The sequence below is a fragment of the Pseudomonas sp. TNT2022 ID1044 genome (assembly GCF_028656895.1).
In the GTDB taxonomy this organism is placed as follows: domain Bacteria; phylum Pseudomonadota; class Gammaproteobacteria; order Pseudomonadales; family Pseudomonadaceae; genus Aquipseudomonas; species Aquipseudomonas reinekei.
Genome location: NZ_JAMDHB010000001.1, coordinates 300,402 through 313,140 on the forward strand (window position 1 = coordinate 300,402; position 12,739 = coordinate 313,140).

17 protein-coding genes are annotated in these 12,739 nt (G+C 58.4%); 11 read left to right on the top strand and 6 right to left on the bottom strand.

The genetic code is table 11. The annotated features are described in order from the left end of the window. Positions 1-79 precede the first annotated feature (79 nt). Positions 80-445 carry an SPOR domain-containing protein gene (locus M5G20_RS01370; protein WP_273917552.1) on the top strand — a complete coding sequence of 122 codons (366 nt, stop codon included), beginning with the start codon at positions 80-82 and terminating at the stop codon, positions 443-445. 83 nt (positions 446-528) lie between these two features. Here the strand turns inward: M5G20_RS01370 and M5G20_RS01375 are convergent, their stop codons facing one another. From M5G20_RS01375 to M5G20_RS01385, 3 genes are all read right to left on the bottom strand, one after another. Beyond that, the gene (locus M5G20_RS01375; protein WP_150733402.1) at positions 529-1,218 is read right to left on the bottom strand and encodes an endonuclease; all 690 of its coding nucleotides are present in this window, start codon (positions 1,216-1,218) and stop codon (positions 529-531) included. A 4-nt stretch (positions 1,219-1,222) separates the two neighbouring features. Further along, positions 1,223-1,513: a DUF1654 domain-containing protein gene (locus M5G20_RS01380; protein ID WP_150705180.1), complete on the bottom strand. Its 291-nt coding sequence runs from the start codon at positions 1,511-1,513 to the stop codon at positions 1,223-1,225. A 124-nt stretch (positions 1,514-1,637) separates the two neighbouring features. Next, on the bottom strand, positions 1,638-2,726 hold the full coding sequence (locus M5G20_RS01385; RefSeq protein WP_150733403.1) for an asparaginase: 1,089 nt from the start codon (positions 2,724-2,726) through the stop codon (positions 1,638-1,640). Between the two features lie 315 nt (positions 2,727-3,041). Here M5G20_RS01385 and M5G20_RS01390 point away from each other — a divergent pair, with 315 nt between their 5' ends. The 8 genes from M5G20_RS01390 to M5G20_RS01425 all read left to right on the top strand — a co-directional run bounded on the left by M5G20_RS01390 (position 3,042) and on the right by M5G20_RS01425 (position 10,650). Next, positions 3,042-3,479 (top strand): hypothetical protein, encoded by a 438-nt coding sequence (locus M5G20_RS01390; RefSeq protein ID WP_273917553.1) that lies wholly within the window; start codon positions 3,042-3,044, stop codon positions 3,477-3,479. A gap of 175 nt (positions 3,480-3,654) precedes the next feature. Next, positions 3,655-4,614, top strand: coding sequence for a sugar ABC transporter substrate-binding protein (locus M5G20_RS01395; protein ID WP_150733405.1), 960 nt, complete (start codon positions 3,655-3,657; stop codon positions 4,612-4,614). 54 nt (positions 4,615-4,668) lie between these two features. Beyond that, positions 4,669-6,222, top strand: a complete 1,554-nt coding sequence (locus M5G20_RS01400; protein WP_273917554.1) for a sugar ABC transporter ATP-binding protein — start codon at positions 4,669-4,671, stop codon at positions 6,220-6,222. Further along, positions 6,219-7,196, top strand: coding sequence for an ABC transporter permease (locus M5G20_RS01405; protein WP_273917555.1), 978 nt, complete (start codon positions 6,219-6,221; stop codon positions 7,194-7,196). The genes M5G20_RS01400 and M5G20_RS01405 overlap by 4 nt, the downstream gene beginning before the upstream one ends. Positions 7,197-7,199: 3 nt before the next feature. Next, complete coding sequence (locus M5G20_RS01410) at positions 7,200-8,219, top strand: LacI family DNA-binding transcriptional regulator (RefSeq protein WP_273917556.1); 1,020 nt, start codon at positions 7,200-7,202, stop codon at positions 8,217-8,219. A 40-nt stretch (positions 8,220-8,259) separates the two neighbouring features. Further along, complete coding sequence (gene rbsK / locus M5G20_RS01415) at positions 8,260-9,177, top strand: ribokinase (protein ID WP_273917557.1); 918 nt, start codon at positions 8,260-8,262, stop codon at positions 9,175-9,177. Next, positions 9,174-9,578: a D-ribose pyranase gene (gene rbsD / locus M5G20_RS01420; protein WP_273917558.1), complete on the top strand. Its 405-nt coding sequence runs from the start codon at positions 9,174-9,176 to the stop codon at positions 9,576-9,578. Before rbsK ends, rbsD begins: the two co-directional genes overlap by 4 nt. A gap of 43 nt (positions 9,579-9,621) precedes the next feature. Continuing rightward, positions 9,622-10,650, top strand: coding sequence for a nucleoside hydrolase (locus M5G20_RS01425; RefSeq protein ID WP_273917559.1), 1,029 nt, complete (start codon positions 9,622-9,624; stop codon positions 10,648-10,650). Between the two features lie 38 nt (positions 10,651-10,688). Here M5G20_RS01425 and M5G20_RS01430 read toward each other — a convergent pair whose 3' ends face one another. Next, positions 10,689-10,880: a hypothetical protein gene (locus M5G20_RS01430; protein ID WP_273917560.1), complete on the bottom strand. Its 192-nt coding sequence runs from the start codon at positions 10,878-10,880 to the stop codon at positions 10,689-10,691. Positions 10,881-11,012: 132 nt separating this feature from the next. On the opposite strand from M5G20_RS01430, the gene M5G20_RS01435 reads away from it, so the two are divergent. Both M5G20_RS01435 and M5G20_RS01440 read left to right on the top strand, forming a co-directional pair. After that, positions 11,013-11,318, top strand: coding sequence for a hypothetical protein (locus M5G20_RS01435; RefSeq protein ID WP_273917561.1), 306 nt, complete (start codon positions 11,013-11,015; stop codon positions 11,316-11,318). Between the two features lie 165 nt (positions 11,319-11,483). Beyond that, complete coding sequence (locus tag M5G20_RS01440; protein ID WP_273917562.1) at positions 11,484-11,804, top strand: I78 family peptidase inhibitor; 321 nt, start codon at positions 11,484-11,486, stop codon at positions 11,802-11,804. Between the two features lie 71 nt (positions 11,805-11,875). Here M5G20_RS01440 and M5G20_RS01445 read toward each other — a convergent pair whose 3' ends face one another. After that, the gene (locus M5G20_RS01445; RefSeq protein ID WP_003179963.1) at positions 11,876-12,088 is read right to left on the bottom strand and encodes a cold-shock protein; all 213 of its coding nucleotides are present in this window, start codon (positions 12,086-12,088) and stop codon (positions 11,876-11,878) included. A 292-nt stretch (positions 12,089-12,380) separates the two neighbouring features. Beyond that, the gene (locus M5G20_RS01450; protein WP_150733414.1) at positions 12,381-12,683 is read right to left on the bottom strand and encodes a hypothetical protein; all 303 of its coding nucleotides are present in this window, start codon (positions 12,681-12,683) and stop codon (positions 12,381-12,383) included. Positions 12,684-12,739 lie beyond the last annotated feature (56 nt).

Genomic DNA, 12,739 nt, shown 5'->3' on the forward strand with positions numbered 1-12,739 from the left:
TTTTGAGCCCATTTTGCGGCACTCGAGAACTATTCATGAGTGTTAAAATCCGCGCTTTAAGCATTCAGAGGGAAACGCAGTGCGCAAAATGGTCTTGGTGATTGCAGTATTGGCGCTGGCGGGATGCGGTGAAGGCAAACGTGTCGATGCGCCAAAGCCGCAGGCTACAGCAGCGGCGACCCCAGCGCAGGTGTCGGGGCCACAGTGGGATCTTGAAGTGCGAGGCGAAACACCGCAGGCGGTCAGCGATCTCAGTGGCTGGCTGATCGAGCACGGCTTCATGTCCAATGTCATTCGCGAAAATGGCAAGACCCGGATTCTGATGGGGCCTTATAACTCGAAGGCTGAAGCCGACGCCAAGCAGGCGCAAGTGAACGCCGCGTTGATCAAGGCAAAGAAACAGAACATTGAAGTGCTGGTGTTGGAGCGTCCGGCAGCGCAGTAAGTACCCGATTCACTCGAATCGGCGGCGGTTTAAAAAAAGGCCCCGGGTGTTGAGTCCGGAGCCTTTTTGATTTCAGCGCGCGTTTAACCGCAGGCTTTCATGTCTACCGGGCCGACAAATTCATTGCCGCGCCCCATGACGCACGCCACGCTCTGGTTGCGCTGACGTTCCCAGGCCTGGACCGGATAGGTTTTGTTCCAGGCTTCGTACAGTTGCCGATCCTGTTTCGACAGGCGCAAGCCGTACTGTTTGCTCATGTAGAAGTAAGTCCGGGCGATCATCCCGCGAATGGATGGGCGCGGCATGACCTTCTTCGCCTTGAAATCAACCTGGGTCAAGCAAGAACCATATTGGCCGGATTGCTCCGGCAGCCAGCCGAAACTGAAATTGCTGCGATCGCCATTCACCTCGCCAATGCTCGGCACCAGGTTGTGCAGGTCGGCCTCGGCTTTTTGATAAGTGGGGTCGTAGCGTGTGCAGTTCTTGCGTCCACCTTCCTGCCAGCATTGACGCTGATGACCTATTTGCCAGGCCGGCACAATGTGTTCCCACTCGATGCGCGAGGCGCGTTTGGCGTTTTTGCGCGGTACGTAGCCGCAGGCAGCGAGGTTCACTCGATTGCCGGTGTATTTGCAGCCGCAATAAAACTCGGTGGATTGCGGGGCATACAGCTTCCAGGCGACTTTCTTGGCTTCGTTGAAGGTGCGTGGCGCATCGGCCTGGGCGCCCATGGCGAACAACAGAAACAGTAAAGCAAAACAACGGACACTCATTGACTCAGTCTTCCTTCGGCACAACCCAGAAAATCTGCACGCCGCCGTCATCGCGATAGGCGAGGGTGACGTTGTCGTTTTCATCGATTTCTTCGAGCAATTGCTCCCACTCATCCACGGGCTCATCCGGAAGACGGAAGATCAGCGCAGCCTTGGCTTTTTGAGCGGTGGGGGAATTGATGATTTTCTGAACGCGTGTGCCCATGCGTACATAGGAGTCAGGTGAAGCAGAGGTGGTGTCCACGGGATTATCCTTATTAAGCTGTACGTGCATACAGTATTTAACTGTAGGCATTTTCGCAACTGCTTAAAATTCAAGAAAATCCTCTGACAGCGGTTTGTGCCATTTGGTGTAGGACGAAGGGATATTTTTTCTCTTGCGAAGGGTGCCCGACCGGATCCGGTCGGGCGAGGGCGAATCAATATTCCCAGAACATCCGTTGCAGCTCTTTGCTGTCGTTGGTCTTGGTCAGTGCGACCATCGCCAGGATGCGGGCCTTTTGCGGGTTCAGGTCATGCGCTACCACCCAGTCGTACTTGTCGTCAGGCTGTTCAGCGTTGCGCAGAACAAAGCCACCGGCGTTGACGTGGGAAGAACGGATGATCTGTACGCCATCCTTGCGCAAGGCTTGCAGGCTTGGAACGACTCGCGAGGAGACCGAGCCGTTGCCGGTGCCGGCGTGGATGATGGCTTTGGCGCCGGACTGGGCCAGCGCCTTGTAGGCGGTGTCGCTGACGTTGCCGTAGGAGTAGGCGATTTCGACGTCAGGCAGGCTCTTGATGGTTTTGATGTCGAATTCCGAATCCATGGTGTGGCGCTTGGCCGGCAGGCGGAACCAGTAGGATTTGCCTTCTACTACCATGCCCAGTGGACCCCAGGCGCTTTTAAACGCTTCGGTCTTGATGTTGATCATCTTGCTGACGTCACGACCCGACTGGATTTCATCGTTCATGGTCACCAGTACGCCTTTGCCGCGTGCTTCTTTGCTGCTGGCCACCGCCACCGCGTTGTACAGGTTCAACATGCCGTCGGCCGACATTGCAGTGCCCGGGCGCATGGAGCCGACAACGATGATCGGCTTCTCGGTCTTTTCCACCAGGTTCAGGAAGTAGGCCGTTTCTTCCAGGGTGTCGGTGCCGTGGGTGATCACGATGCCATCGACGTCATCGCTGTCGGCCAGTTCGGCGACGCGGCGACCCAGTTGCAGCAGGTTTTCGTTGGTGATGCTCTCGGATGCGATCTGCATCACTTGTTCGCCGCGAACGTTGGCCACCTGGCTCAACTCCGGCACCCCGGCGATCAGTTTGTCGATACCGACTTTCGCCGCTTGATAGGTCGCACTGTTGGCCGCGCTGGCACCCGCGCCGGCAATCGTGCCGCCGGTGGCCAGGATCACCACGTTGGCGAGTTTCTGTTCGGATTGAACTTCTTTTGCCTGAAGGGCAGTCGGCAGGAGCAGCAGGAGGGCCAAGGCGCCCGGAACAAAAGTCTTGAAAGCAGATGTCATTATTTTTCTCTCTAGTAGTGACGGTGCTGATGCAGGTTCATCTAGATGCGCCCCCGGCGGATCTGAACGCTGGGGGTGCCTGAGAAGAGCAGAATCTGTACCAATTACACTTCGTATTGAGAGAATCGTTCAAGTCACTGATTTGTTTGGATATTTAAACGAAGTTTCAACGCATTCGACTGTGCTGCTGTCCGGGATTCCGACGGAATATGGATTTTACGTTCGGCTCTCCGAAAGGGCGTTCACCCTGTGAGCGCTAAAGAAACCTACACGCAGGCCGATCTTTCCTTGAGGAATCTTTTTCAGGGAGTTCACATGTCGTTGACCATCGGTTTTCCAAATGCGTCCGTGATCAACATCGGCGGGAAAGCAGCGTCGTCTGCCGAAACCTTGAGTGACACGACAGCGCAGTCATCGACCCAGCGCCTGGGTCTGGAAGGGGACGATAAAAAGTCTGTCAGCCTCGGCGGCGCGCAGGGTAGCGAACAAGCCGAAAGCGCCGGCAGCCAGCAAAGCATTGCGGTGCAGATGCTGCTCAAGCGCATGCAGGAGTTGCAGGAGCAACTGCGCGAGCAGCAACAGCAATTGGCGGCAACCCAGGCTGCGTCGTTTCAGTCGGCGGAAGCCAAGGCCACTGCCGTCATGTCGATTCAGGCACAGATTGCCGATACGTCTGCGGCGTTGATGCAAGTGGCGGCCGCGCTGGCGAAAGAGCTGACGGGATCCGGAAACGTGGTCAGTACCACGGCTTGAGCGGTCACTCAAACATCGCTTTCCCAGCATTGACAAATCTGGGCAAGATTCGCATAGTCCGGTCTACGCAAACGTTTGCGCGGCTCTGCTGATGGGTTAACCCCATCGGCGCAGGCCACGCACCTTACGCCAGCGCAAGCGTTGCTCACAATAATCATAAGATCGGAGTAAGCCCATGAAGCTGCCATTCGCTGGACGTCTTCTCGCTGTCGCAATGCTGGCTGCCGTTTCCGCCGCGCTGCCTGTCTCTTCGGCTTTCGCCGAAACGCCTGAAAAACCTAAAGTCGCCCTGGTCATGAAATCCCTGGCCAACGAATTCTTCCTGACCATGGAAGACGGCGCCAAGGCCTACCAGAAAGAACACGCCAGTGAGTTCGACCTGATTTCCAACGGGATCAAGGACGAAACAGATACCGCCGGCCAGACGCGCATCGTCGAGCAAATGATCCTGGCCAAAGTCAATGCGCTGGTGATCGCTCCCGCAGATTCCAAGGCCATGGTTCCGGTGATCAAGAAAGCCATCGATGCCGGTATCACCGTGATCAACATCGACAATCAGCTCGATCCGGCCGTAGTCAAAAGCAAGAACATCAATGTTCCATTCGTTGGCCCGGACAACCGCAAAGGCGCGCGACTGGTGGGTGAGTACTTGGCCAGGCAGCTCAAGGCGGGTGACGAAGTCGGCATCATCGAAGGCGTGTCCACGACCACCAATGCCCAAGCCCGCACCGCAGGCTTCAAGGATGCGATGGAAGCGGCGCAGATCAAGGTTGTGTCGGTTCAGTCCGGTGACTGGGAAATCGACAAGGGCAACAAGGTTGCTGCGTCGATCCTCAGCGAATACCCGCAAACCAAAGCTCTGCTGGCCGGCAACGACAGCATGGCGCTCGGTGTGGTGTCGGCGGTACGCGCCGCGGGCAAGGCGGGCAAGGTTGAAGTCGTCGGCTACGACAACATCAACGCGATCAAGCCAATGCTCGCCGACGGTCGCGTGCTGGCCACAGCCGACCAGTTTGCCGCCAAGCAAGCGGTGTTCGGCATCGAGACTGCGCTGAAAATCATCAAGGGCGAGAAAGTCGACAGCAGTGCCAATGGCGTGATCGAGACGCCGGTAGAGCTGGTTACCAAAAAGTAGTCCTCTGGCGACACAACGGCGCTCGCCCGTCCGGGCGAGCGCATGGAGAGTTTTATGTCCGTTCGCGACCCGAACGCTGTCCTTTCGGTCAGCGGCATCGGCAAGACCTACGCCCAACCGGTTCTGTCCGGCATCGACCTGACGCTCATGCGCGGTGAAGTGCTGGCGTTGACCGGTGAAAATGGCGCCGGCAAAAGTACGCTGTCGAAGATCATTGGCGGTCTGGTCACACCGACCACCGGCCAGATGCAATTTCAGGGGCAGGATTATCGGCCGGGCAGCCGTACCCAGGCTGAAGATCTGGGCATCCGCATGGTCATGCAGGAACTCAATCTGCTGCCGACCTTGTCGGTGGCGGAAAACCTGTTTCTCGATAACCTGCCGAGCAATGGCGGCTGGATCAGCCGCAAGCAACTGCGCAAGGCGGCGGTTGAAGCCATGGCCCAGGTCGGGCTCGATGCCATCGACCCGGACACGCTGGTCGGCGAACTCGGCATCGGACACCAGCAAATGGTCGAGATCGCCCGCAACCTGATCGGCGATTGCCACGTGCTGATCCTCGACGAACCGACCGCGATGCTGACGGCCCGTGAAGTCGAGATGCTGTTCGAGCAGATCACCCGCCTGCAAGCCCGTGGCGTGGCGATCATCTACATCTCCCATCGTCTCGAAGAACTCGCCCGGGTCGCCCAGCGTATTGCGGTACTGCGCGATGGCAATCTGGTGTGCGTCGAGCCCATGGCCAATTACAACAGTGAGCAACTCGTCACCTTGATGGTGGGGCGTGAACTGGGCGAACACATCGACATGGGCCAGCGCAACATCGGTGCTCCGGCATTGACGGTCAAGGGCCTGTCCCGCGCCGACAAGGTGCGTGACGTGTCCTTCGAAGTGCGCGCCGGCGAGATCTTTGGCATTTCCGGATTGATCGGGGCAGGGCGCACCGAGTTGCTGCGGCTGATCTTCGGTGCCGACACCGCGGACAGCGGCACCATAGCGCTGGGCTCTCCGGCACAGGTTGTCAGCATCCGGTCGCCGGTGGACGCGGTCGGTCACGGTATCGCCCTGATCACCGAAGACCGCAAAGGCGAAGGTCTGCTGTTGACTCAATCAATCGGCGCCAACATTGCCCTGGGCAACATGCCGGGTATTTCCAGTGGCGGGTTCGTCAATCAAGTCGACGAAGCGTCCCTGGCCCAGCGTCAGATCGACGCCATGCGCATTCGCAGTTCCGGCCCGGCGCAATTGGTATCCGAGCTGTCCGGAGGCAATCAGCAGAAAGTGGTGATCGGCCGTTGGCTGGAGCGCGATTGCTCGGTATTGCTGTTCGACGAGCCGACCCGGGGCATTGATGTCGGTGCCAAGTTCGACATTTATGCACTGCTCGGTGAACTGACCCGACAGGGTAAAGCGCTGGTGGTGGTGTCCAGTGACCTGCGCGAATTGATGCTGATCTGCGACCGGATCGGCGTGCTCTCGGCGGGCCGTCTGATCGATACCTTCGAGCGCGACAGCTGGACTCAGGATGACTTGCTTGCCGCTGCTTTTGCCGGCTATCAGAAACGTGATGCGCTGCTCAACGAAGCCGCGCCTAGGGACCTTCCATGAAAACCGTAACTTCCGCCGGCAAACGCAGTGGCAATTTTTACGGCCTGGGCACTTATTTGGGCCTGGCCGGTGCCTTGCTGGCGATGGTCGTGCTGTTCTCGCTCCTGAGCAGCCATTTCCTGTCCTACGACACCTTCAGCACCCTGGCCAACCAGATCCCGGACCTGATGGTTCTGGCGGTCGGCATGACCTTCGTGCTGATCATCGGCGGCATCGATCTGTCGGTGGGCTCGGTGTTGGCGCTGGCCGCCTCGACGGTCAGCGTGGCGATTCTCGGCTGGGGCTGGAACGTGGTGCCCGCAGCATTGCTCGGCATGGCGGCCGCCGCCCTCGCGGGGACCATCACCGGTTCGATCACGGTGGCGTGGCGCATTCCATCGTTCATCGTTTCCCTCGGCGTGCTGGAAATGGCGCGCGGCGTTGCGTATCAGATGACCGGCTCGCGCACGGCGTACATCGGCGATGCTTTCGCCTGGCTGTCCAACCCGATCGCTTTCGGGATTTCGCCATCGTTCATCATCGCCTTGCTGATCATCTTCATCGCTCAGGCGGTGTTGACCCGTACCGTGTTCGGTCGCTACCTGATCGGCATCGGCACCAATGAAGAAGCGGTGCGGCTGGCCGGTATCAATCCAAAGCCCTACAAGATCCTGGTGTTCAGCCTGATGGGACTGCTGGCCGGTATCGCCGCGCTGTTCCAGATTTCGCGGCTGGAAGCGGCGGACCCGAATGCCGGTTCTGGCCTCGAGCTGCAGGTGATCGCCGCCGTCGTCATCGGCGGTACCAGCCTGATGGGTGGGCGTGGCTCGGTCATCAGCACTTTCTTCGGGGTGTTGATCATTTCCGTATTGGCGGCCGGTCTGGCGCAGATCGGCGCAACCGAGCCGACCAAGCGCATTATCACCGGCGCGGTCATCGTGGTGGCGGTGGTGCTCGATACTTACCGCAGTCAGCGCGCAAGTCGGCGGGCCTGAGTCATGGCAACGATCAAAGATGTAGCAGCGCTGGCGGGTATCTCCTACACCACGGTTTCCCATGTGGTGAACAAAACCCGGCCAGTCAGCAAGGAAGTGCGGATCAAGGTGGAGGAGGCGATCAAGACCCTCGACTACGTCCCCAGTGCCGTGGCTCGCTCCCTGAAGGCAAAAACAACAGCCACCATCGGTTTGCTGGTACCCAACAGCCTCAACCCGTACTTCGCCGAGCTGGCCCGGGGCATTGAGGATTATTGCGAGCGTAACGGCTACTGCGTGATTCTCTGCAACTCCGACGACAATCCGGACAAACAGCGCAGCTACCTGCGTGTGTTGCTGGAAAAACGTGTCGACGGACTGATCGTCGCCTCGGCGGGTGGCGACAGCGGCTTGGCGGAAGGCCTGGCCGGGGTGCGCACCCCCATGGTGATTGTCGACCGTAGCCTGGAAGGCGTCGATGCGGACCTGGTTCGTATCGACCACGAGTACGGCGCCTACCTGGCGACCCGGCATCTGCTGGAGTTAGGGCATCGGGATATCGCCACCATCAGCGGCCCGGCAACCACCAGCGTGGCGCAGCTGCGTTTGGCCGGTTTTTGCCGAGCCCTCACGGACGCGGGCCTCGACTTGCCGGCAGGGCGCATGCTGGAAAGCGACTTCACCAGCACCGGCGGCTACAACGCCGCCGCTATCCTGCTTGAGCGCAATCCGCCCAGCGCCATTTTCGCTGCCAACGACATGATTGGGATCGGCGTGCTGCGAGCGGCGGCCGAGCGCAATATCCGAGTGCCGACGCAGTTGTCGGTCATCGGCTTCGACGATATCCAGATGAGCCGTTATGTCTACCCGGCGTTGACGACCGTGGGCCAGTCAATCCTGCAGCTTGGCGAGATGGCGGCTGAAGTGCTGCTGCGTCGGATCGCTACGCCGGATCTGGCCACCCGGCAGCGGATTGTTACACCGAGCATTGTCATGCGTGAATCGACCGCGCCGCTGACCGGTCTGTTCGCGCAATTCCGATAACCCAACGCGCCGCTGAAATCGAATTTATGAGTAGTGATGTATGCCAGCAAAAGTAGTGGTAATAGGCAGCCTCAATATGGACCTGGTGACCCGGGCACCGAGGTTGCCACGTGGCGGTGAAACGCTGATCGGTGAATCGTTTTCCACGGTTTCCGGGGGCAAGGGCGCCAATCAGGCGGTGGCCGCCGCGCGCTTGGGCGCTCAGGTATCAATGGTTGGCTGCGTGGGCAGCGATGCCTATGGCACAGCACTGCGCGATGCCCTGTTGGCCGAGCAGATCGATTGTCAGGCGGTCAGCGCCGTTGAAGGCTCCAGTGGCGTGGCGCTGATTGTGGTCGATGACAACAGCCAGAACGCCATCGTGATCGTCGCTGGCGCCAACGGTGCGCTGACGCCAGCGCTGATCGGTTGTTTTGATGCGGTGCTGCAAGCCGCCGATGTCATCATCTGCCAGCTTGAAGTGCCGGACGCCACGGTTGGCCACGCGCTCAAGCGCAGTCGAGAATTGGGCAAAGTCGTGATTCTCAATCCGGCCCCCGCCAGTCGGCCGTTGCCGGCGGATTGGTACGCGAACATCGATTACCTGATTCCCAACGAAAGTGAGGCGTCGGCATTGAGTGGCTTGCCGGTGGACTCTCGACAAAGTGCAGAAGCTGCAGCGACCCGTTTGATCGAAATGGGTGCCGGCAAGGTGATCATCACGCTCGGTGCCGAAGGATCGCTGTTTGCCGATGGAAAAAGCTTCGCGCATTTTCCGGCGCCTGCCGTGAAAGCGGTCGATACCACTGCGGCTGGCGATACGTTCGTCGGTGGTTTTGCTGCCGCACTGGCCGTCGGCCGAAGCGAAGCCGAAGCGATTGGCTTCGGCCAGATTGCCGCGGCGTTGTCGGTGACCCGTGCCGGCGCGCAACCCTCTATTCCTTTCTTGTCCGACGTTCAGGCATTCAAGACCTCATGAAAAAAACACCGCTACTCAACGTCGCGCTGTCGCGCCTGATCGCATCACTGGGCCATGGCGACAGGGTGGTCATCGGTGACGCCGGTCTGCCAGTGCCGCCAGGTGTCGAGCTGATCGACCTGGCCCTGACCCATGGCATTCCGGATTTCATCTGTACGCTGAACGTTGTGCTCAGCGAAATGCAGGTTGAAAGCCATGTGCTGGCGCAGGAAATTCTCGAGAAGAAACCCTCGGCACTGGTCACTCTGGACCAGCTCAACGCCGACGGGGCGCTTGGGCGTCGCGAGTTGCTCAGCCATGAGCAGTTCAAAGTCCTCACTCGACAGGCTCGAGCGGTCGTGCGTACCGGCGAGTGCCAGCCGTACTGCAACGTCGTGCTGATCGCCGGGGTAACGTTCTGATTGGCAATTGTCTCCCTCATCCACCTTGCACAAGGAGTGCACCATGTACCGCTATATTCTTGAACTGCGCCACTTGCTTCGGAGTTTGCTGCTTTTGTCCGTAATGACCGCCACCGGCGCCCAGGCGGCGGAAAAGATTGATTTGATCATCGACACCGATCCCGGTGCCGACGATGTCGTAGCCCTGTTGTTCGCATTGGCATCGCCGGACGAGCTGAACGTTCGGGCGTTGACCACCGTCGCCGGCAACGTACAACTGGATAAGACCTCGCGTAACGCGCGGTTGGCCCGCGAGTGGGCAGGGCGTGAAGAGGTGCCGGTCTATGCCGGGGCGCCGAAACCGATGATGCGCACGCCGATTTACGCCGAGAATATCCACGGCAAGGAAGGGCTGTCGGGTGTCACCGTGCACGAACCGAAGAAAGGTCTGGAGCAGGGCAATGCCATCGACTACCTGATCGATACGCTAATGTCAGCCAAACCCCACAGCATCACTATCGCCATGCTGGGGCCGCAGACCAACCTGGCCCTGGCATTGATTCAGGAGCCGGGAATCGTTCAGGGCATCAAGGAAGTGGTGATCATGGGGGGGGCTCACTTCAATGGTGGCAACATTACCCCGGTGGCGGAATTCAACCTGTTTGCCGATCCTCACGCTGCCGAGGTGGTGGTCAAAAGCGGCGTTAAGTTGACTTACCTGCCTCTGGATGTCACCCACAAGATTCTCACCAGTGAGGCGCGCCTGAAGCAGATTGCTGCGTTGAACAACAATGCCAGCAAACGCGTGGGCGAAATCCTGAATGAGTACATCAAGGGTGATATGGAGCATTACGGCATACCGGGTGGCCCGGTGCACGATGCCTCGGTGATCGCTTACCTGCTCAAGCCCGAGTTGTTCAGCGGGCGCTCGGTAAATGTGGTGGTCGACAGCCGCGAAGGCCCGACCTTCGGTCAAACCATCGTCGATTGGTACGACACGTTGAACGCGCCGAAAAACGCCTTCTGGGTTGAAAGCGGCGATGCACAAGGTTTTTTTGATCTGTTGACCGAGCGATTGGCCCGACTGAAGTGACGCTTGCCTCACAAGTGTTCACTTGTGGGGTATTGCGCTCACTCAGGTGCAGTGCAGTGGTATTTCTCGAAAATCTGCTCGATAAAGGACTGGGCGGCCTCGGTGCCCAGTTCCTTGACCAGTAGGTCTATGCTGATGATTGCAAGCTCTTCCGGGCTACCGGGGCTGTAGGCGCTGTGACCTTCTGACCACTTGGCATTGATGGCGGCGTCGATGGAGATGGTGGTCATGGTTGCGCTCGTGCGGTCGGGGAAGTCTGAACCTCGAGTTAACCATTTTGCGGTGCGTTTGGCACTCCGACTTAGGCATGAGGTGAGGGCTATGCGACACTTGGTCTTTGATCCATTTTCTAGGACCGCTCTGTGCAGATCGATTTGAACACTCCCGACGGCTTGACCCTTGAAGCCGTACGCCAGCTGTTGGCGGCGGCCAGCGACGATGAACACACGCAGCTGCGTGTGACCAAGGGCGGCATCGCCTATATTTCATCGGGCGTGGTGGGCGGTAGCGACATCGACGGGTTGCTGTTTCGCCTGGAAACCTGGGCTAAGGGCTCGGGTTATGTCGGCCGCGTGGCTGCGAGCGACGAAGTCTGGGTCATGCAGATCTACAATGCGCTGAAACAGAACTGGCCGAAGCCAGCGTTCGATTACATCGACGTCTATTGAGCGCTGTTCATATTCAGTCACGATTGAACAGAGAAGGTGAGGGTGTTGCTCAGGCAAACTTGCCGTTTTGCGCGGCGAGGGCGGTTTAACAGCATGCCCTGTGAAACCAAACGCCGGATTGGCGGTCGCACGATCTCAGCTTAACTACCGAAAAAAGGAGGCTTCATGCCTTGGAAGCTCGCGTCATTGGGTACTTTGTTGGCCGTTGCAACGTTGGCCGGTTGCAGCACTGCCTCCACCGAGTCGGCAACAGACCCTGTAACGACGACTGACACAGGTCACAGCCGTTGCGAGGCCAAAGCGGCCGAATTCACCATCGGCAAACAAGCTTCGCCCCAGTTGCTGGAGCAGGCGCGTACGCGTGCTGGCGCGCAGAATGCACGGTTCCTGCTGCCGACGGACATGGTAACCCTGGAGTATCGCTCCGATCGCCTGAACCTGAACACTGATGCCAATCGTGTAGTCACCCGCGTCAACTGCGGCTGATCGCTCAGGCTTTTGTGTCGCCCATAAAAAACCCCGTCACTTGGACGGGGTTTTTTTAGTGCGCCTGGAAATTACTCTGGGCGAACTTGAGCAGCTTGCATACCCTTTTGGCCTTTCTCAGCCACGAAGGAAACGGTTTGGCCTTCTTTCAGGCTTTTGAAACCGTCGCTTTCGATAGCTTTGAAGTGTACGAACAGGTCGTCACCGCCACCTTGAGGAGTGATGAAGCCGAAGCCTTTTTCATCGTTGAACCATTTAACGGTGCCGGTTTGGCGATTAGACATGGTGTATCTCCAAGAAACATATATTTTCAGTAGTACTGTGCTGCTCAGGCCAACTGGGCACACCGGGGTATCATAGTCGAAATGTGCGCTTTGGGAGCCCCCCGCAGGTGCTGTTTGCCCTACAGTCACGCTTTCTTTGTTGCCTGATATGGCTGAAAGCCCCGATTTAAAAGGCTTTCGCCCGAAAGTAAAGACGATAAAAAAAGCTGTAAAACCTGCATAAATTGTAGGAAAAGGCGATTTTCAGAGGCTTTTTAACCGCTGAAATCGCTTTTTCAGCGTTTTTTCAGGCTTACTTTTTCGCCGGAACGTTGGCTTTGCACTTGGCAATCTGCGTCAGGGCCTGCTGTTTCAGCCCGTCGCTCGCCGTGTTGTCCATCAAGGACTGAAGGTCCTTGGCCGGGTACGATTTGATTGCATCGGCGCCGCAAGCACAGTGGGATTTCGCAGCCGCAGCACCGATTTGCGGAGTGGCCGCTTCAGTGCACTGAGCCATGTATTTTTCGCGCTCGCCCTTGGGCCATTCGGCGTGCGCGGCCAGAGGCAACAGCAGGACGATAGGTGCGACTACAGCGAACAAACGATTCAGACGCATGCCGGGATGCTCCTTGTGGGTCAATGTCTTTTATCTGAGGGGTAAAGCACGGATCT